Source organism: Saprospiraceae bacterium, assembly GCA_016713025.1.
Lineage (GTDB): Bacteria > Bacteroidota > Bacteroidia > Chitinophagales > Saprospiraceae > OLB9.
Genome location: JADJPZ010000004.1, coordinates 931,921 through 951,937, shown reverse-complemented (window position 1 = coordinate 951,937; position 20,017 = coordinate 931,921). Strand labels below are relative to the sequence as shown.

The 20,017-nt window shown below is 36.4% G+C and carries 21 protein-coding genes and 2 pseudogenes; 8 read left to right on the top strand and 15 right to left on the bottom strand.

The window, feature by feature from the left end:
• Positions 1 to 6 precede the first annotated feature (6 nt).
• The gene (locus tag IPK35_10475; GenBank protein MBK8053670.1) at positions 7 to 1,086 is read left to right on the top strand and encodes a M20/M25/M40 family metallo-hydrolase; all 1,080 of its coding nucleotides are present in this window, start codon (positions 7 to 9) and stop codon (positions 1,084 to 1,086) included.
• Positions 1,087 to 1,553: 467 nt separating this feature from the next.
• Here IPK35_10475 and groL read toward each other — a convergent pair whose 3' ends face one another.
• The 6 genes and pseudogenes from groL to IPK35_10445 form a co-directional block, all read right to left on the bottom strand.
• Complete coding sequence (groL, locus tag IPK35_10470) at positions 1,554 to 3,191, bottom strand: chaperonin GroEL (GenBank protein ID MBK8053669.1); 1,638 nt, start codon at positions 3,189 to 3,191, stop codon at positions 1,554 to 1,556.
• Positions 3,192 to 3,239: 48 nt separating this feature from the next.
• Entirely contained in the window at positions 3,240 to 3,503 is a 264-nt protein-coding gene (locus IPK35_10465; GenBank protein ID MBK8053668.1) for a co-chaperone GroES, read from the bottom strand.
• Positions 3,504 to 3,717: 214 nt separating this feature from the next.
• Complete coding sequence (locus tag IPK35_10460) at positions 3,718 to 4,092, bottom strand: VOC family protein (GenBank protein ID MBK8053667.1); 375 nt, start codon at positions 4,090 to 4,092, stop codon at positions 3,718 to 3,720.
• A pseudogene (gene prfB, locus IPK35_10455) lies at positions 4,082 to 5,128 on the bottom strand (peptide chain release factor 2). Before prfB ends, IPK35_10460 begins: the two are co-directional and overlap by 11 nt.
• A 278-nt stretch (positions 5,129 to 5,406) precedes the next feature.
• Positions 5,407 to 5,847 (bottom strand): FKBP-type peptidyl-prolyl cis-trans isomerase, encoded by a 441-nt coding sequence (locus IPK35_10450; protein ID MBK8053666.1) that lies wholly within the window; start codon positions 5,845 to 5,847, stop codon positions 5,407 to 5,409.
• A 503-nt stretch (positions 5,848 to 6,350) separates the two neighbouring features.
• Positions 6,351 to 7,357 (bottom strand): annotated as a pseudogene (locus IPK35_10445) (bifunctional oligoribonuclease/PAP phosphatase NrnA).
• A gap of 127 nt (positions 7,358 to 7,484) precedes the next feature.
• On the opposite strand from IPK35_10445, the gene IPK35_10440 reads away from it, so the two are divergent.
• Entirely contained in the window at positions 7,485 to 7,907 is a 423-nt protein-coding gene (locus IPK35_10440; GenBank protein ID MBK8053665.1) for a nucleoside-diphosphate kinase, read from the top strand.
• A gap of 84 nt (positions 7,908 to 7,991) precedes the next feature.
• Here IPK35_10440 and queE read toward each other — a convergent pair whose 3' ends face one another.
• From queE to IPK35_10425, 3 genes are all read right to left on the bottom strand, one after another.
• Complete coding sequence (gene queE / locus IPK35_10435) at positions 7,992 to 8,618, bottom strand: 7-carboxy-7-deazaguanine synthase (GenBank protein MBK8053664.1); 627 nt, start codon at positions 8,616 to 8,618, stop codon at positions 7,992 to 7,994.
• Between the two features lie 5 nt (positions 8,619 to 8,623).
• Positions 8,624 to 9,004, bottom strand: a complete 381-nt coding sequence (locus IPK35_10430) for a RidA family protein (GenBank protein MBK8053663.1) — start codon at positions 9,002 to 9,004, stop codon at positions 8,624 to 8,626.
• A 628-nt stretch (positions 9,005 to 9,632) separates the two neighbouring features.
• On the bottom strand, positions 9,633 to 10,130 hold the full coding sequence (locus tag IPK35_10425; protein ID MBK8053662.1) for a DUF1761 domain-containing protein: 498 nt from the start codon (positions 10,128 to 10,130) through the stop codon (positions 9,633 to 9,635).
• A gap of 212 nt (positions 10,131 to 10,342) precedes the next feature.
• Between IPK35_10425 and IPK35_10420 the strand changes: the two genes are divergently transcribed.
• Positions 10,343 to 10,714 carry a hypothetical protein gene (locus tag IPK35_10420; GenBank protein ID MBK8053661.1) on the top strand — a complete coding sequence of 124 codons (372 nt, stop codon included), beginning with the start codon at positions 10,343 to 10,345 and terminating at the stop codon, positions 10,712 to 10,714.
• On the opposite strand, the gene IPK35_10415 is transcribed toward IPK35_10420, so the two are convergent.
• Together IPK35_10415 and IPK35_10410 are read right to left on the bottom strand one after the other, a co-directional pair.
• The gene (locus IPK35_10415) at positions 10,689 to 11,282 is read right to left on the bottom strand and encodes an alpha/beta hydrolase (protein MBK8053660.1); all 594 of its coding nucleotides are present in this window, start codon (positions 11,280 to 11,282) and stop codon (positions 10,689 to 10,691) included. The genes IPK35_10420 and IPK35_10415 overlap by 26 nt on opposite strands.
• The gene (locus IPK35_10410) at positions 11,257 to 11,460 is read right to left on the bottom strand and encodes a hypothetical protein (protein ID MBK8053659.1); all 204 of its coding nucleotides are present in this window, start codon (positions 11,458 to 11,460) and stop codon (positions 11,257 to 11,259) included. Before IPK35_10410 ends, IPK35_10415 begins: the two co-directional genes overlap by 26 nt.
• Before the next feature lie 361 nt (positions 11,461 to 11,821).
• Between IPK35_10410 and IPK35_10405 the strand changes: the two genes are divergently transcribed.
• Positions 11,822 to 12,325, top strand: a complete 504-nt coding sequence (locus IPK35_10405; GenBank protein MBK8053658.1) for a hypothetical protein — start codon at positions 11,822 to 11,824, stop codon at positions 12,323 to 12,325.
• 70 nt (positions 12,326 to 12,395) lie between these two features.
• Here the strand turns inward: IPK35_10405 and IPK35_10400 are convergent, their stop codons facing one another.
• The 3 genes from IPK35_10400 to IPK35_10390 all read right to left on the bottom strand — a co-directional run bounded on the left by IPK35_10400 (position 12,396) and on the right by IPK35_10390 (position 14,503).
• Entirely contained in the window at positions 12,396 to 13,754 is a 1,359-nt protein-coding gene (locus IPK35_10400) for a pyridoxal-phosphate dependent enzyme (protein ID MBK8053657.1), read from the bottom strand.
• Positions 13,755 to 13,964: 210 nt separating this feature from the next.
• Positions 13,965 to 14,237: a type II toxin-antitoxin system RelE/ParE family toxin gene (locus IPK35_10395; GenBank protein ID MBK8053656.1), complete on the bottom strand. Its 273-nt coding sequence runs from the start codon at positions 14,235 to 14,237 to the stop codon at positions 13,965 to 13,967.
• An 8-nt stretch (positions 14,238 to 14,245) separates the two neighbouring features.
• Positions 14,246 to 14,503 carry a hypothetical protein gene (locus IPK35_10390; GenBank protein MBK8053655.1) on the bottom strand — a complete coding sequence of 86 codons (258 nt, stop codon included), beginning with the start codon at positions 14,501 to 14,503 and terminating at the stop codon, positions 14,246 to 14,248.
• Positions 14,504 to 14,857: 354 nt separating this feature from the next.
• Here IPK35_10390 and gldA point away from each other — a divergent pair, with 354 nt between their 5' ends.
• From gldA to IPK35_10370, 4 genes are read left to right on the top strand one after another with little or no spacing between them, the layout of a single operon-like run.
• Positions 14,858 to 15,778: a gliding motility-associated ABC transporter ATP-binding subunit GldA gene (gldA, locus tag IPK35_10385; GenBank protein MBK8053654.1), complete on the top strand. Its 921-nt coding sequence runs from the start codon at positions 14,858 to 14,860 to the stop codon at positions 15,776 to 15,778.
• The gene (gldF, locus tag IPK35_10380) at positions 15,771 to 16,499 is read left to right on the top strand and encodes a gliding motility-associated ABC transporter permease subunit GldF (protein ID MBK8053653.1); all 729 of its coding nucleotides are present in this window, start codon (positions 15,771 to 15,773) and stop codon (positions 16,497 to 16,499) included. Before gldA ends, gldF begins: the two co-directional genes overlap by 8 nt.
• 6 nt (positions 16,500 to 16,505) lie before the next feature.
• The gene (gene gldG / locus IPK35_10375; GenBank protein ID MBK8053652.1) at positions 16,506 to 18,206 is read left to right on the top strand and encodes a gliding motility-associated ABC transporter substrate-binding protein GldG; all 1,701 of its coding nucleotides are present in this window, start codon (positions 16,506 to 16,508) and stop codon (positions 18,204 to 18,206) included.
• A gap of 20 nt (positions 18,207 to 18,226) precedes the next feature.
• Positions 18,227 to 19,225 carry a hypothetical protein gene (locus tag IPK35_10370; protein ID MBK8053651.1) on the top strand — a complete coding sequence of 333 codons (999 nt, stop codon included), beginning with the start codon at positions 18,227 to 18,229 and terminating at the stop codon, positions 19,223 to 19,225.
• Between the two features lie 72 nt (positions 19,226 to 19,297).
• Here IPK35_10370 and IPK35_10365 read toward each other — a convergent pair whose 3' ends face one another.
• Entirely contained in the window at positions 19,298 to 19,957 is a 660-nt protein-coding gene (locus IPK35_10365) for a uridine kinase (GenBank protein ID MBK8053650.1), read from the bottom strand.
• Between the last annotated feature and the right edge of the window lie 60 nt (positions 19,958 to 20,017).

Here is a 20,017-nt window from a genome sequence, read left to right as displayed (position 1 = left end):
TTTTAAATGAATATTATCACCCAAAAATCAGAAGAGTTTTTATACAAATACTTGAACAACGCATCACCTACAGGCTACGAAGCCTCCGGACAGAAAATATGGGTAGAATACATCAAATCTTATGTTGACTCCTGGCATCTTGATAATTATGGCACCGCTTATGGTGTCATCAACCCCGGACATGAGTACAAAGTAATTATCGAAGCCCACGCTGATGAGATCTCATGGTACGTTAATTACATATCTGACAATGGCTACATTCAGGTCATCAGGAATGGTGGTTCAGACCATATCATTGCCCCTTCAATGCGTGTCAATATTCATACAAAAAAAGGAATTGTAAAGGGTGTATTTGGATGGCAGGCAATCCATACCAGGAAAGGTAAAGATGAAAATATGGCGCCTACAGTAGATAATATTTTTGTAGATGTTGGAGCAAAGGATAAAGCCGAAGTTTTGGCTATGGGTATTCATGTGGGATGTGTCATCACATTTCAGGATGAGCTCACTACACTAAATGATATCTACTACTGTGGCCGAGCTTTGGATAACAGGCTTGGCGGATTTTGTATTGCAGAAGTTGCCAGACTTCTGAAAGAAAAGAAAAAAAAGCTTCCATTCACGTTATATATAGTAAATGCTGTTCAGGAAGAGATTGGGCTTCGGGGTGCAGAAATGATTGCCAACACTATAAAACCCCATGTAGCCATCATTACTGATGTAACCCATGATACCAGTACACCTTTGGTCAATAATAAAATCCAGGGTGATATAAAATGTGGTCTTGGCCCTACTCTCACTTATGCACCGGCTGTTCATAATTTATTGCTTGATCAAGTAATAGGAGTAGCAGAATCCAAAAATATTGATTTCCAAAGATCTGCATCAAGCAGAAGCACAGGTACAGACACGGATGCTTTTGCATACAGCAACGGCGGCATCCCATCTGTATTGATCTCCTTGCCACTGAAATATATGCATACGACAGTAGAAATGGCGCATAAAAAAGACGTGGAAAGTGTCATTCATCTTATTTATGAATCTTTACTTAGCATCAAGCCAGGACAAAGTTTTAAGTATTTTTAATGTCAACGTCGTTTAGATAAGGAATTTTTCTTTGTTTTTACCCTATCTAAATCATTCCCTTGCAAGGGAATGACTTCATAAAGATGCCTTAACTAAACGACATTGATTTTTAATGTCAATACTAACTTAACTATACCAAACAGAAAATTGATTTCGAAAATATATAATCATAATTATTTAATTTACAATACATTATGATTTAAATTTTTCGCAGCTTATTTTCTGTCCACTATAATTTCTCTAATTGATGAACTTTGTATGTTGAGTTAAGATTCAATGCAGGTAATGGTTTCAATTCGGAGACGGAATTCGGATTCATTGCGAAGACAGTGATGAACCCTTCGGCGTGAAGCCAAAACACTTCAAAAAAAAAGCTCCTGAATAACCGAAGTTATCAGGAGCTTTTTTTATTAATCTGCATTACGCAGATCTTACCTAAAAAATCAACATATTCTAATTCTTATGGCTTACATCATGCCGCCCATGCCACCACCCATAGGAGGATGTGCATGACCACCGGCATTCTCTTCTTTTTTGTCTGAGATGACACATTCAGTCGTAAGAACCATACTCGCTATAGATCCTGCATTTTCAAGAGCTATTCTTGTCACTTTGGTAGGATCAATAACACCTGCTTTTTTCAGATCTTCATAAATTCCTGTTCGCGCATTATAGCCATTGGCTCCTTTTCCTTTGGCCACTTCCTGAAATACTACTGAACCATCCACTCCGGCATTTTCAGCTATAATTCTGAGTGGTGCTTCAAGTGCTTTTTTTACTATAAGAATTCCAAGATTTTCATCCTCATTTAATCCTTTAAGATCTTCAAGCCCTTTGATAGTCCTAATAAGTGCAACTCCTCCGCCTACTACAATACCTTCTTCTACTGCAGCTCTTGTAGCATGAAGTGCATCATCGACTCTGTCTTTTTTCTCTTTCATTTCCACTTCAGTAGCAGCTCCTACATGAAGTACCGCCACACCACCAGCCAACTTAGCAAGTCTTTCCTGAAGTTTTTCTTTGTCATAATCAGATGTAGTGGTCTCTATCTGAGCCTTGATCTGACCGATTCTTGCATTGATGTCTGCTTGCTGGCCTCTTCCATTTACAATAGTTGTATTATCTTTATCAACTGTGATTTTTTCAGCCTGACCGAGCTCACTAATAGTGGCATTTTCAAGCTTGTAACCTTTTTCATCAGAAATGACAACTCCACCTGTCAATATAGCTATATCTTCAAGCATTGCTTTACGTCTGTCACCAAATCCAGGAGCTTTTACAGCTACGATTTTCAATCCTGCTCTCAATCTATTGACTACCAGCGTGCCTAAAGCCTGGCTATCTACATCTTCAGCAATGATAAGCAAAGGTCTTCCTGTCTGCACAACTTTTTCCAACACAGGAACAATTTCCTGAACATTGGAAATCTTTTTATCATGAATCAGAATCACAGGATTTTCATATTCTGTGGTCATATTTTCAGTATTTGTGATAAAGTAAGGAGACAAATATCCTCTGTCAAACTGCATACCTATTACTTCGTCCACATATGTTTCTGTTCCTTTGGCTTCTTCTACAGTGATGACCCCATCTTTGGTCACTCTTTTCATAGCATCAGCTATCAAGGTACCTATTTCTTCATCATTGTTTGCCGATACAGACGCAACTTGTTTGATTTTATGAAAATCCGAACCGATCACTTCACTTTGTTTTTTCAGATCAGCAATAACAGCGCCAACTGCTTTGTCAATACCCCTTTTCAAATCCATGGGATTAGCTCCTGCTGTCACATATTTCATACCGGCATTGACCATAGCCTGAGCCAAAACTGTTGCAGTAGTGGTACCATCACCAGCTGCGTCCGCAGTTTTAGATGCTACTTCTTTTACCATTTGAGCTCCCATATTTTCTACTGCATCTTCAAGTTCGATTTCTTTAGCAACTGTCACTCCGTCTTTTGTGATTACAGGTGCACCAAAACTTTTTTGAATGACCACATTACGACCTTTGGGTCCCAGAGTCACTTTAACAGCATTTGCTAATTGATCAATCCCTGATTTTAATTTTACTCTAGCTTCCGTGTCAAAACTTACTATCTTAGCCATATATTTTAATTTTTGAAAATGAATTAATGAATTTGTTTTTAAAAATAATTAGATAATCACCAGGATATCATCTTCTCTCATGATCAGATAGTCCTCACCCTTAAAATTGATCTCCTGACCGGCGTATTTGCCATACAGAACAGTATCACCTTTCTTTACTGTCATCTTGTTTCCATCTTTGCCTGGACCTACAGCGATAACTTCTCCTCTCTGAGGTTTCTCTTTCGCTGTATCAGGAATGATGATTCCCCCTGTTGTTTTTTCATCTGCTGGTGCAGGTTTTACTACCACTCTGTCATTAATTGGTTTCATATAATATCTGATTTTAATTTAATATGTTAAATAAATAAATTTTAGATTTCCCTGTTATATATCATGAAGTGTGCCAAAGTAGAATTCCTAAATTTCGCCCTGCCAAATTGAACTACAACATGCCATTTGTGATCAATAGCTATTATTGCACCTGCCAAAATGACATGATGGCAATCCATAGATCTTTTAGCAACTGAATCATCAAGTACTGCAGCTACAACGATGTAATTTCAACAAAATATCCATCAGGATCCCTAATAAATAATTGCAACATACCATCAGGCCTGGACTTTATGTCTTTGACAATTTCAATGTTTTTGGACAGTAAATAAGTCCTAAAATTAAGAATGTCCTTAACTGCGAAAGCGAAGTGTAATTGTCTGGTACCTGAAAATTGTACCTCGGTATTTTCATCTGAAATAAGGTGCAACGAGTGATATTCCCCTATCGAAAACCAGGCACCTTCAAAATCAAAATCCGGCCTGTTTATTTTATTCAACCCTAAAATTTCCGCATAAAACCGACAACTTTTGTCAAGATCTTTAACTGCAATTGAATAGTGATCGAAGGTTAACTGATCAATTTCCATCCCACATCAGATAAGCCTTAAGAAATCCATCCAGATCTCCATTCAATACTGCATCAGTATTTCTGTTCTCATGACCTGTACGGTGGTCTTTTACCCTTCTGTCATCCAGAACATAGGACCTGATCTGAGAACCCCATTCATTTTTCATTTTTTGAGATTCGAGTTTTTCACGCTCTGCTCTTTGTTTTTCCAGCTCTATCTCATAAAGTCGGGATTTAAGCATCTGCATGGCTTTATCTCTATTGGCGTGTTGTGACCTTGCCTCCTGACACTGAATAGCTATGCCAGTAGGTATATGTTTGATACGCACTGCTGTTTCTACTTTGTTTACATTTTGTCCTCCAGCTCCCTGGGCTCTGAAAGTATCCCATTCTATTTCAGCAGGATTAATTTGTATGTCTATAGTATCATCAACGAGAGGATGGACAAAGACAGATGCAAACGAGGTCATTCTCTTGCCTTGAGCATTAAATGGACTTACACGTACCAGTCTATGAACCCCATTTTCTCCTTTCAGCATACCATATGCATACTCTCCATCAATTTCTATTGAGATTGATTTAATTCCTGCAACATCTCCATCAATTCTGTCCAGTTCTGTTACTTTATAACCACTTTTATCTGCCCACATCAAAAACATCCTTAAGAGCATTGAAGTCCAGTCACAAGCTTCAGTACCTCCGGCCCCGGCATTGATTTCGAGGGTACAGCTTAGTGCATCTTCAGGTTGATCAAGTGTAGTCCGAAACTCAATATCATCTAATTGATTAAGTAGTTCTTTATATTTTTCGTCTACTTCGGCTTCAGTACCTTCACCTTCTTTCAAAAACTCCAGAAGCACATCAAGATCATCTATGCTTGTCTCAAGCATGTGGTATTTTTCGACCCATTTTTTATGATCCTTCAGCTCTTTTAATGTGATTTCAGCTTTTTCAGGATCGTTCCAAAAAAGTTGGGTCCAGAGAAGTTTGTTCTTTCTCTTCTATTTCAATAATACGGCGATCGACGTCAAAGATACCTCCTTACCGATGTCAATCGCACCCTTAAGTCAGCTAACTGCTCTATGGTCATTGCCCTGCATGTTTAAATTTTAAAAAAATACTTTTCCTTTCTACTTAAAATAACATGCTGTTTATTAAGATGTTATTTTACTTCTAAAAATCTAAATGACCTACTAATGCTTCGTCCTACTTCATGTGTTTAGAAAAGCACACATTTGAAAAGCTCACTTTAAGATATTTAGGTAACAAATATTCAATGCCGTTGGGTTTAGAATAATCCAAAACGACATTGAATATATTTTAAACAATAAACTTATTGTCCTGTAAAATCATCAAGTTCTACGTAAAACACAAGCTCTGCATCGGCGGGTATTACAGGCGGACTACCCGCTGCCCCGTAACCCAAGGCTCCCGGAATAAATAGGAATGCCTTTGCTCCTTTATTGAGAAGTGCTATACCTTCATCCCAACCTTTTATAACTTGTCCCTGACCTAAACCAAAAGGAAAAGTCTGACCCCGTTGGAAAGAATTATCAAACATTGTTCCATCACTTAGCACACCATAATAATTTACACTTACAGTATTTCCTGTTTTGGGGTTTGGTCCCTGACCTTCCTTCACGATATAATACTTAAGGCCGGATGCTGTTGATTTAGTTTCTAACTTACCTGACTTATAATCTTCCAAAGTCGTTTTAGTTAATTCTTCAATGGCAGGTAATTTTTCCATATTTGCAGTAATTTTTGCCTGCATTTCTGCTTGTTGCTCCTCCATATACTTTTTATACTGCTCTTCATTTTTAAATTCTTTAATACCAACCTCATAAGTGATGTGCTTCATATCAGCAATATCAGCAGGTGGATTTGGAATCGAATCCACGGGCATAATCAGTTGATACACACCTCCGACTTTACTTATGGCAAGTAATTCAAGTACTGGATTTGCCATTGGGTGTTTGGGCATTTCCTGCAAAATTTGCATCACAGGCATTTGTGGACCTTCTTTCATTTCCTGAAGTACTTTGCCTTTTTCATCGGTGATTTTTATAGTAAAAAATACGTAGTCATTTACTTTTGGTACATCCCCTTTTCCAGCTTGAATTACTTTATAATCAAACCCACTTGATAATTTAGTATCACCACTTTTCCAACCTATTATCCCTATTGCTAATAAAAATAAAATTGAACTAAGATTAAATTTCATGATTTGTTTTATTGAAAATTATTAATTATTTAAAAAAGAACATCTGTCTTTCATCAGGATTGAATTTTAGGTAGGTACAAAGGCATGACTTTTTTGACTTTGTCAATGATATCCTGAAGATTGGCATAAACTCCACCGCCTGCAGCATTTTTATGACCTCCGCCATTGAAATATTTCTGAGCAATCTCCTGAACCGAAATATCTCCCTTACTGCGAAGAGAGATTTTAATAATACTTGGTTGCTCTAAAATAAAGGCAGCTACTCTAATATTTTCGATCATCAACATATAGTTGACGATGCCTTCTGTGTCACCACGCTGAATTTCAAAGTCAACATAATCCTGTTTGGTAAGCCACATGATCCCCACTCCATAATCCTTTATGACTTCCATCCTGTTTGCGAGACAGTGGCCAAGCAATCGCAGGTGTTTTTCTTTCTGAGAATTAAAAATCTTATCCGCCAGTTTATAATCATCCACCCCGAGTCCTTTCAATTTTGAAGCGACTTCATATGTGTATGGTCTGGTGCCGTATCTAAATGATCCAGTATCAGTAATCAAGCCTGTAAAGAGTGCTTCACCAATGGAAGTGTCTATCTTTGCAATATCACCCAAGCCTTCTATTACCTTGAATACCAATTCACATGTACTACTTGAATTAATGTCACTAAATTCGATGTCAGTAAACGGTTCCGGGTCAAGATGGTGGTCAATCAGGATTTTTTTGCTTTGCTGAACTGAATATTTTCTCCCAACTTGTCAACTCTGTCTAATCCATTAAAATCCAGGCAAAATATGACTTCACTGTTATCAATAACTGATCTTGCTTGTTCAGGATCGGAATCAAAAATAACAGACAAGCTCACGCCTTCTATAAAACTGTAACCCGCAGGATATTCACTGGGGAAGATAACTTTTGAGTTATGGCCTAGCTTTGTCAAATACCTGTAAAGCGCCATAGAAGACCCGATAGCATCACCATCCGGATTGCGATGAGTTATGATACTGATTTTCTTAGGCAATATCAGTACTTCTTTTAACAGGCGGATTTCTTCGGTCATAAAAAGTCGCAAATTTGAGTAAAAAAACCAACAAATCAAAATTAATTTTTGTTTTTTGTATCAATGAAGAATATGATTTCCTATTTTTGCGGCGTTTTTCAAATTACAAAATTAAAATTTAATATTTATGGCAACTAACAGAACATTTACAATGATCAAACCTGATGCGGTAAGCTCAGGGTATATTGGCGCTATTTTATCTCAGATAAATGAAGCAGGCTTTAAAATAGTAGCCATGAAATATACAAAATTATCTGCAGAAAAAGCCGGAGAATTTTATGCTGTGCACAAAGCACGACCGTTTTACGGGGAATTGGTGGAATTTATGTCATCAGGACCAATAGTAGCTGCCATCCTTGAAAAAGAAAATGCTGTGGAAGAGTTCAGAAAACTGATCGGATCTACTAATCCTGCAGATGCAGCACCAGGTACAATCAGGGCTAAATATGCAAGAAACATTGGTGAAAATGCCATTCACGGGTCCGATAGTGATGAAAATGCAACGATTGAAGGTGCATTCCATTTTGCCGGTACTGAGATATTCGGATAATTATCATTGTAAAATTAAAACTAAAAAGCCGGATGTCAGTTGATTCTTCCGGCTTTTTGTTTTTTAAGTCACAATTCAACAAATTCAGTCAATCCCCAGAAATTTGTGGGTCTGAACGCTAAGTTTCCAAAAAGGATGTTGCAGGCAATAATGAATCGCTGCCTCAGTATGTTGCACTCTGAATGTATCATCCAAAGGCTGTAAATAAAAATGTTTAAAGTCTAAATGTTCGTAATCTTTGGGGATATTTTCTTTCTGAGGAAATACCAGCTTCAACTCATCACCTTTAGTCATTATTATTTCTGTATTTGATTTCGGGCTGACACATATCCAGTCTATACCTTCTGGTAAAGGCAGGGTTCCATTAGTTTCAATGGCAATTTCAATATGAAATTTTTTGAAAGTTGAGATTAATATATCATCCATTTGCAGAGCAGGTTCTCCGCCGGTGCAAACTACAAAAATATTTTCACTACCTGGTGGCCAAAGAGATTTAATGGTCTCCGCTAACAATACAGCATCATATCTGCCACCAAATCTTCCATCTGTACCCCAAAAATCAGTATCACAAAATTTACATATTGCTTTATCTCTGTCTGCTTCTCTCCCACTCCAAAGATTACACCCTGAAAACCTGCAAAAAACTGCCGGCCTTCCAGCATGAAACCCTTCTCCCTGGATCGTGTAATAGATTTCTTTTATTTTGTACATGCTCTTTAACTAATAATGGCAGTGGCTTCAATTTCCACAAGCATTTCGGGATTTATCATCGAAGATACAGCAATCATTGAGCAAGCCGGTTTTATTGTTCCGAAAAATTCGCCATGTGCCTTTCCTACTTCTTCCCAATCACTCACATGTTTTAAGTAAATACGGGTTCGCACTACATCTTCAAGCCTTGAATCCAACTGTTTGAGTACATGATCTATGATCTTTATGATGTATTTTGCCTGATTATAGGGATCACCGGTATGTACAACATCTCCATTACGTACAGCTGCTGTACCGGCAACCTCTATGATATTCCCAGCTTTCACAGCCCTGGAGTATCCTATTGAATCTTCCCAAATTGCACTTGAACTTACTTTGGTTTTCATTTTTTAATTTTTGCTTAAATTTCTTTTACAGTTTTATGCCATAACTTTATATACTCAAAATAAATTAGTTTCCCAAAAATCCATTTACTCTTGTATTTATTTTGAGTAAAGACGAAGTTTATCTTTACCCAAAGCGGTAACACGAAGCTTGAATTTAAAGTGATTTAAAATCAGGACATTTATCGTCATGAACATTTATCGTCGTAATAAAATAAAGACATGTAAAGCATCGTCTTTAGAAAAACAAATTATCGTCAGTACAACTTTACTGATGATGTGGCAACTTGCAATTGGGCATTCAGGATGATTTCATTTTACTATAAAGATTCACTGGGATGAAGTTTTTTTTTTACATCCCAATGAATCATAATTTTAAGGCTTAAAATTCATTTGCAACTTGAACACATTCGCACAATATTGTGAACAGACAAATTTTTTAAAAATAAAGCATAAAACATTGTAAATCAATTAACTAAAACCTAAAAAATCTGCATTCAATTATCCGTATGGTATAAACATCTTTTTACATTTTTCATAAAAATTGTGCCCTGTGTTGAAGACTTACAATAACCGCTTACAAATGACACACTAAACAATCTTTCTGCCATAAAATAGTCACAGCAAAATTTTAAGCCCATGCACTTATGATACCACCCATGATGGCGGCGCATAGTGTCCAGTACCCAACATTTAAAAAGATATATTTCCAACTCTTTCTTTCAAAAAGTGCATTGGTAGCCATAATAGGCAGAAAGACAAATAATCCAGTCAAAAAACCATGGAATGCTCCGTGCTTGTAAGTACGAAATTCAGTTCCGTATTTGCTTATAAAATCCTGAGCAAAGAGATTGGCTTCGCTACCTGGAGTGTCTACTCCAACATTTTGCAATGTTGAAAAAATACCCATTTGGTGCACAACGATGGGAAATAATCCGACGGCAAGCATCAATCCAAAAAGCAGTGCTAAACCATAAATTTTCATCATATTGGCTCCTACCATTTTTTCCATGGTCATGTCAGCAGCAGCCATCCATGCCTTACCAAATAAAGGACCATACCATATGGCTCCCACCGCCAAAGGCACTAATCCCGAGGCTAAAACAACTAAAAAATTAAAACTTTCCATATTAATATTATGTTTTGATTGGTACAAATGTAATAAAATAATTGATTTATGTAAATTACAGATTTAATTTATTTTTTAAATGACTTTGACAAAATTCGAAACTGAATGAACAAAAGGATAATTTTTACTCTCATTTATAAATTGGAAAATTAACAACCCTTGAATGATTCAGATATTCGTCAAGATTAATTGGTTGTTTATAATTTAAATGCATGAACCCAGTAGAACTTTACATATATGAAAAAGAAGGAAATCAAAAGCAAATTCTTGAATTCCTGCATTTTTGGATTTTAAGCTCTGATGCAGAAATATATCCTAAATTGAATTATGGCATCCCGTTTTATTATAAAAAAAGTTGGATATGCTACCTAAACTCAACAAATCATGGAAGTGTTGAAATAGCATTTACAAGAGCCAATGAGTTGATGAAAAAAGCAAGCTTAATGGAATTTGGAACAAGAAAGCAGGTAGCCGGAATTATGATTACTGACCTTGCAAGCCTACCCTTGGAGGACTTAAACACAATCATGTCTGAAGCTCTGGCAATAGATGAATCTGTCAAATATTCTGTAAAAAAGAAATAACTTCTTTAGTGTACGCCTCTTTATTATCTTGTAAAGCCCTAAGATGTATACCGTCGAAGGTTACTAATTGTGCAGGGATATTGCTGGCAAGATACAATGATTTCCCCATTGATACAGTGGTAAGGTCATCATTATTATTGTATATCAACAGTACACCATTTACACCTGTGAGTTTGCTCATACTTTTGATGTAGTCATGATCCTTATTTACTTGGGGAAATATTTTCATTAGGCCCAACATGACCACATGCAGTTTCTTGTTTCTTTTTCTATAGTAAGAAAGATTGGAATCCAAACAGTTTTCAACAATAATCTTGTGAAATACATTTTGCTCCTTTGTGCCATAATTTATAGTGTGAGAGGCTCCAAACGAAATTCCATGGCCAAATACTATTGCCTCTGATGCTCTTTTTTTAACAAAATCTGCCACTATCCGCAGATCCTCAGCATAATTAAAATCTACAAAAGGGCTTTCTCCAAATCCGTTATAGTCAAAAAGTACAACTTGATATTGGTGCTCCAAGTACATCTCGGTATGGCCTCTAACTAAAAAAAAAAGATTTGGCATCGGTAAGATAAGGATGAGATAATATGATGATACGATTTGTGTCTATGGAAGAGTTTTTATTCCACAATACACAAATTCTTTTCTCACCATTTTCAATAAAAATCTTGTCCCACCCATACTCCAACTCCGGACGAGGCTTGTATTGCCTACCTCTTGGAAGTAGTAATTGGTGCATCATATTACGGATTTTACTTTTTATAAAAGCATTCATACTTATTTTGCCGAGGATTGATTTTTTTCAATGATGATCTATTTCGAAAGTTAAAACCAAAACCATGCTAAAAAGTTGACACATATTTTATTTTCATATACATATAATTCGATATTATAAATGTCAATAAACCAATATATTTTAAAATTAAAAACATTTAATACTTCATAATCTTATGGTTATACATGAAATATTTTTATTATAATAAAGAAATATAATCTTTTATTTAATAAAAAGTATTACCTTTACACTTCCTTCTTACACCCCAAAATTGTCGGAAGGAACCACCGATTTTTTTTATTGATTATTTCAACCCAAATCCGATCTTATGAATGTAAATCATTACACTCCTGTACAGTTATCTAAGAAATCTTTCCATTTATCACAATTTTTCGCTGCTCACTTTGAACCATTTTTGATGACAATGATTGTTCTCACTGGTATAATTGGTTCTATCTATCTATTTGGTCACAATTTTGTCAATGGAGCAAATGGTAATAATAATCCGAAAAATGATCCTTCATCACCTGCATCAATTGCTGCAATCATTCTAGGAGATGAAGATGATTCTTCAAGTAAAGCCAATGATTTTGACAGATTAGTAAAAATTCCAGGTTCAGTAAAATCAGGGGAGGATTTCTTTTTTGATTTTATCGGTGATGAAAAAGCATCAAGATACGTCATGGAAATGGGAGATGGAGTGAGACTTATAGTCACTCAAAAGAACCTGATGTACAACTATGCCGTTCCTGGCAAATATACGATCGAACTAAAAGAACATAAGAGTGGCTTACTTACTCTCGTTGGTACTAAAAAAATAAAAGTAAAATAATTTTTACAGCAAGTTTTCCATAACGGCGAAATCTAACAACCAGGGCTTTTATTCTGTTGGCATTACAGTATCACAAAGCCTGAATTATATCATATTGTGTCAGCACAATCAAGTCTCCTGAAAGGTCTTCTGCGATCACCGCAGGCGTATTTTTTGATATATATTTACTCAAGTCACGTACAGGTAAGTCTAAGTGTACTTTTGGAAAAGGAGCATCCATAATTTCAGATACTTTTTTCTCGCTGTTCATCAGCGGATTATTAAGTATGAACTCAAGGATGTGGCTTTCGGTGACTGACCCTACTATTTTGTCATTTTGCATGACAGGAAGCTGCGAGATATCCATCTCTTTCATAGTATGCAGTACAGCTTTTACAGTTTCGCCTGCATCTACGGATATAAATTTTTTGTCTTTTTTATACAGAATCAGATCTTTTACCTTCAGTTCATTGTCAATAAAACCTCTTTCACGCATCCAATCGTCGTTGTACAACTTTCCGATATATCTGCTCCCATGGTCATGAAATAAAATCACTACCACATCAGAAGGTTTCAATCGATCTTTCATCTGGTGCAAACCAGCTAAAGCCGAGCCGGCACTGTAACCTAATAATAAACCTTCCTCTCTGGCCAATCGACGTGCGGCAAGGGCAGCATCCTTATCTGTGACTTTTTCAAAATGATCTAACAGTGAAAAATCAACATTTTTGGGTAATATATCTTCACCTATGCCTTCGGTGATGTAAGGATAGATTTCTTTTCTGTCAAATATTCCTGTCTCGTGATACTTTTTAAACACCGAACCAAAAGTATCTATACCCCATATTTTAACTTCGGGGTTCTTTTCTTTTAGATATTTGGCCACACCTGAGACAGTACCTCCCGTACCAACCCCAACAATAAAATGGGTGATTTTTCCATCTGTTTGATTCCAAATTTCAGGGCCCGTAGATTCGTAATGTGCCTCTCTGTTAGAGAGATTATCATATTGATTGAGCCATACTGAATTTGGAATTTCTTTACTTAATCGTTCAGCGACTGAATAATATGACCTCGGATCGTCCGGTTCTACATTGGTCGGACAGACTATGACATCAGCGCCTACGGCTTTGAGCATGTCAATTTTTTCTTTGGATTGTTTGTCACTGGTTGTAAATATACATTTGTAGCCTTTTACAGCAGCAGCCAAGGCCACACCCATACCTGTATTACCGGAAGTACACTCAATGAGGGTGCCACCTGGTTTTATTTTTGCACTCTTCTCAGCATCTTCCACCATTTTAAGGGCCATTCTGTCTTTTGTTGAGTGCCCGGGATTGAAGGTTTCAATTTTCCCTAAAACCAGACAAGGGGTTTTATCCACCACTTTATTGAGTCGGACCATAGGCGTATTGCCAATAGTTTCCAAAATATTATTCCGATAATCCATCATGATATTAAGTAAATTGATAAAATATTCTGCAAAAATATAAAAAATCAATGTATTTTACAATGATCCTTGATAAAGTAGGTAATTATTCAAAATAGAATTTAGACTGATTCTGAAAAATATAAATCAGGATACTAATAGGTAATATTTCCATTTTTTCATTAACGTGATCTTGAAATGCCGATTCTATAAAGTTTTTTAATTTGCTGCTTAATACATTTCATCATGATCGCCTATGTCTATAAGAATAACCAGGTCATCTTTTATAATAAAGTCCAGGAGTATCCTGTATTTCATATTTAGTGATACTGAATGAAGATCTGATAGATTTCCTTTTAATTTGTGCAATCGAAGAGACGGATGTGAGGGATTGGCTTGAAGCAATTGAATGATTTTTCCATATTTTTCTCTTAACTCGGGATGCTTTGACCTAAAAATTTTTAGTTTTTTTTCATAGTAACTTGTTGTTATTATTTTTGGCATAAGAATAATTATTTCTGAATTTCAGGCCACAATCTTTCTAAGTGTTCTTCTGCTGTTTCGATAGTAAAATTTCCATCTTCAATATCTTTTTTGCAAAGCATATAAGCCACTTCGAGCTCTGCCATGCGCATTTTATCGAATTGCTCCACTGTCATTGCCACATACTTCACCTTTCCATGTACAGTGATGGCAGCTTCAGGAGTTTGGGCTAATTGGTCTTCTATGGCTTTAATGCCCTTGATTTTGAGTTCGTTTGCAGTGATCATTAAAATAGTATTAAATTTAATGCGAAATATAGTACAAACAAAAGTACTATATTTATTATTAAAAGTCAAATATCTTTTAGATTTATTTTAAAATTGTTTAAAGAAACATTTTTCTTGTAGTAAGGTACGTAACTTTGGATATTTTTTTTTTCATCAAACTTTCCCGGACTTTCACTTGATAGTTTCATATAGTCAATACTTCCTCCTTGTCAAAAGACATTCTCACTGATATCCGAAATATATAAACATTAACAATGTATTATATGTGTTGATCTTTTGGTTTAAATAATATTATTAATTTTGCGTCGTTTTAAAAACATCCTACTCAACAATTATAACCTAAAAGAAATACCCATGTCAGTAAAAGTCTCAGGAATTACTAAAGTATTTGGCACACAAAAAGCCGTAAATGATTTGTCTTTTGATGCCAAACCTGGTGAAATTCTTGGCTTTTTAGGACCTAATGGTGCCGGAAAGACTACTACCATGAAAATGATATGTTGTTACATCCAACCGTCAGAAGGGACAGCTGAAGTAGATGGGTACGATATCATGACTTCGCCTCTGTCAGTGCGCAAACGGATAGGATATCTACCTGAGCACAATCCTCTGTACGAGGAGATGTATGTGAAGGAGTTTTTGCAATTTGTAGCAAGTATCCACAAAATTGACAATAAACAAAACCGGATCAATGAAGTGATAGAAATGACCGGACTGGGCAATGAACAAACCAAAATTATAGGCACACTGTCAAAAGGTTATCGTCAGCGAGTTGGTCTGGCTCAGGCAATCATGCACGATCCTTCTGTACTGATACTTGATGAGCCTACATCGGGATTGGATATGAACCAACTGGTAGAAATCAGGTCATTAATAAAAAATCTGGGAAAAGAAAAGACGGTGATTTTTTCATCGCATATCATGCAGGAGGTTCAGGCACTTTGTGATAGAGTCGTCATCATCAATAATGGTTTATTAGTAGCTGATCAATCAATGCATCAATTGTCATCCACACTTACTTTCGGACAGGTGATTCATGTAGAATTTGCCGAAAATGAAGTTTCACCGACGCTTTTTGATCAAATCCAGGGTTTGTCAAGTATCACAAAAGATCGCAAGATGTTGGTTTTCACAGCTGAAAAGAATGCTGATATTCGAAAATCAGTTTTTGATACTGCTGTAAGTAAAAGTTTGACCATCCTGGAAATGCGTCAGGAAAAGGCTTCTATGGAGGATATTTTCAGAAAACTGACAAAGGAGACAGCTGATGTTTAGTATTTTTAAAAAGGAGATCCATGCTTTTTTCAGCTCATTGACAGGTTATCTGGTGATGAGTGTGTTTCTACTGTCGATTGGGCTCTTTATGTGGGTGTTTTCTGATACAAGTGTGCTTGATTATAACTATGCTACTATGGATCAGCTATTTTCTATAGCTCCGCTTGTATTTTTATTTTTAATACCTGCCATTACTATGCGCTCTATCTCTGAAGAAAAATCAAAGGGTACCCTCGAATTATTATTTACAAAACCATTGACCATATACGATATCGTAGCCGGAAAATATCTTGCCTACTTTGTATTGGTTCTTTTTTCGATTTTGCCCACTTTTGTATACTACTACTCTGTATATCAACTTGGCTCACCTCCCGGCAATCTGGATTCAGGAGCAATCTTTGGCTCCTACATAGGATTGTTGTTTTTGGGTGGAGCGTTTGTAGCCATTGGTATGTTTGCTTCGGCATTGACATATAATCAGATTGCAGCGTTCATACTCGGAGCTTTCCTATGTTTTTTTGTGCATTGGGCATTTCTATATATTTCAGCTTTACCTGTATTTGCCACGTCATTTGACCTGTTGATACAAAAATTAGGAATGAATTACCATTATACCAACATTTCAAGGGGATTGATAGAGACAAAAGACATTGTTTATTTCATTTCGGTGATCGTTTTGTTTGTTTATGCTACTATTATGGTCATACAATTCAGAAAATAGACAGATATGAAGCTGGAAAGATCCAACCCTTATGTAAGTTTTGTTCTGGTTTTTGTTATCATATTGATCATTAATGTGATAGCGGAATTTGCCAATTTTCAGGTCGACCTTACGGATGACAATAGATATACCATAAGTAAAAATACAAAAGATATTGTAGCATCTATGGATGACAATATCACCGTCAATGTCCTGCTCGAAGGGGAGTTTCCTGCCGGTTTTCGCAGGCTGCAGTCTTCTGTAAAAGACATGTTGCTCAAACTTCGGGATGTCAATTCCAACATTATCTATGAATTTGAAGACCCTACTGCAGGCACTCCAAAGGAAAAAGAGCTACGTCGTATCCAACTAAGGGAAGATAATATCGTACCCATATCACTGAGTTATTCTGATGGTACGGAGTTAGTCCAAAAACCGGTTTTCCCTTTTGCCATCATCAACTATAAATCCAGAAAGATGGTGATAAATCTGCTTGAAGAGCAAAAACCCGGAGACAATGAAGAAATCATACTAAATAAATCAGTGGCCTTACTTGAATATAAATTTGCGGATGCATTTTTAAAACTGAAGGCAGACAGACAAAAAAACATACTTTTTACACAAGGACAGGATGAGTGGGATCAAAGTCAGACTTTCAGATTAGAAAGTGAGCTTAGAAGATTTCATAAGTTGGGGAGAATAAGTCTCGACAGTATGATGATGATAGACTCCACTATTGATCTTGTGATAGTGGCTGGGCCAAAGTTACCGTTTTCACTTCAAAACCAATTTAAACTGGATCAATACGTGATGAGAGGTGGTAAAATCATCTGGATGATAGATAAGTTTCCTGTTTCTCTTGACAGTATCAATAAACAAAAGTTTTATGTCCCTGAGGCTTCTCAATTAGAATTGGACAACCTTTTGTTTAAGTACGGTGTCAGGCTTATGCCCGATCTTATCATGGATATAGAGTGCAGCAGTATACCGCAAGTGATAGGGATGGCAGGCGACAAACCGCAAACCAAACTTTTTCCCTGGCCGTATCATCTTGCTGCAGTAGGGAGTAATGCACATCCTGTCACTAAAAATATTGATAGGGTCAATTTGTTTTTTCCGGGCACAATAGATACTGTAAAAACAGATGGACAAGTCAAAAAAACAGTGTTGATAAGCAGTTCAAAATACTCACGAGCCCAACTTGCACCCGTCAGACTTACTTTTGAAATATTAAAAACGGCACCTGATCCAACAAAATTTAATGATGGTCACAGACCTGTAGCTGTACTGTTAGAAGGCGAATTTGAATCGTTTTTCAAAAACAGACTCACCCCTGATTTTAAGGCTATCCTTGACAGAATGAATATACGATTTATTGACAAGAGCGCATCAGATGCCAAACAATTGGTCATTTCAGATTCAGATTTTGCCAAAAATCTTGTCAATCCCACCTCGGGTGAGACTGAAGATATAGGATTTAATAAGTGGGAACGAAGATACTATAAAGGCAACAAAGATTTTATTCTGAACGCAGTAGAATACATGCTTGAATCTGAAAGTGTACTTGAGTCAAGATCCAAAGAAATCAAGCTCAGGTTACTGGATACCGTCAAAACAAAACAGGAGAAACTACAATGGCAACTTATCAATGTGGTAGTTCCTGTGGTACTGATAGCTTTGATGGGATTTTTATATCAGTATTTCCGCAAACGAAAATTTGCATCGTGAAAAAATTGAATAATCAAAATTTGATTCTTCTTTTAGTATTGATAGGGCTGAGCGGAGTAGCATCATTTCTCTATTTTCAGCACCAAAGGGAGGCATCACAACTTGTAACGGCTGATAGAGGAATTGCAGTCAAAAACATTACCGATGTCTCCAAAATTGTAGTAAAACACGTAAAATTACAACCTATTGTTTTCACACGAGCTGGGGGCATGTGGCTCATCAACGGCAAATATCCTGCTGACCCTGGTATAATGGTGCACATCGAAAAAGTTTTAACCGGAGTCAGGTTGCTATATGTTCCGCCTCACAATTCGATACCCACAATTCTGAAAAGTGTCAAAGAAAACGGAATCCAGGTAGATGTATATCTGGACAATGGGAAGACTCCGGAGAAAATTATACATATCGGTTCTGATTTACAAGACGGGGATGGTACATTTATGGTTTTGGGCGGTTCCAAACAAGCCTTTGCCATGCATCTCCCTGGGTTATCAGGTGGACTTAGATCACGGTTTGAGCAACCTCTTGATAACTACAGAGACAAGTTTATATTCCAAACGCCTTTGGAAAAAATAAAATCCCTGAAAGTCATCTACCCAAAGGATAATGTACATTCATTTCTGATTGAAAACAAAACGGACCTTATGCTCACACCTTTGATGCATCGGCATGCTGAAGGGCATATTACCAATAAAAACTTCATGAAGTCCTATCTGAGTCAGTTTGAATCATTAGGAGCAGAAAAATTGATGAATCAATCTCCGGAAAAAGAAAGAGTCCTACAATCTCTGCCATCCTGTGCTATAGAATTGGCAAAAAAAGACGGCACAAAAAATCATTATGCATTTTATAAATATGATGATCCGGAAAATCAATTTGGTCTGACAAATAGCCCCGGGGAAATACGCTTTCAAAACAGACTATATGTATTGGTGGACTCTACTGATTTTTATTCAGTCCAAACACGGGTTTTTGGTAATGTATTCAGAAGTTACAGCGACTTTTTACAAATGAAGTGAGCACCTTCAAAAGTACTGGTTTGAGTATATTTTGAGAAATGGTACTCTATGTACATATAAAACTAATCCGAATCAAACTAAGATGGGAGCTTCGACTTTAAAATGTTGTAATTTTAATTTTAGGAATGAAATCAGCATATCACGGCCAAGATCATATGTTCTGTTATTATTGATTACAATGTCTACTTTGTTGAAGAAAGGGAAAATAAATGTCTCAAATGAAGGCAAAACATGGTGTTCGTACCTGTAAAGTACATCTTCAAGTGGGTAATTGCGCTCTACCCTATCCCTTTTGATTCTTCTTATAATTTTCTGAATATCAGTAGCATGGATAAGGATTTTCAGATCCATACTCGAAAATATTTTCGGTTCATGAAACACAAACAGGCCTTCTACCACAATGATGGGAGCAGGTTTTATGTGTAGTTTACCCGGATTTTTAATTTCATTATTAAAAGTGTATTCATCCCTCTCTACCGGCAACCCATTTGAAAGTTTCACAAGGTCAAAATAAAACTCATCAAGGTCCATTGACTCCGGAAGATCAAAATTTTTAATTCCGTTTTCGTCTTCTTTTTGCATTTCTCTGGGTCTGTAGTAATCATCCTGACATAAAAAACAAACTTCAGTGTCATCAAAACTACCTTTTAAGTCTTTTATAAAAGATGTTTTACCTGATCCGCTGCCACCTGATATTCCGATTATAAAGGTATTAGTATTTTTTAAGCTCATAAACTTCTGTGATTGGAATATTAATTCTATTTTTCCGACAAATTAACGGATTTCAATTCA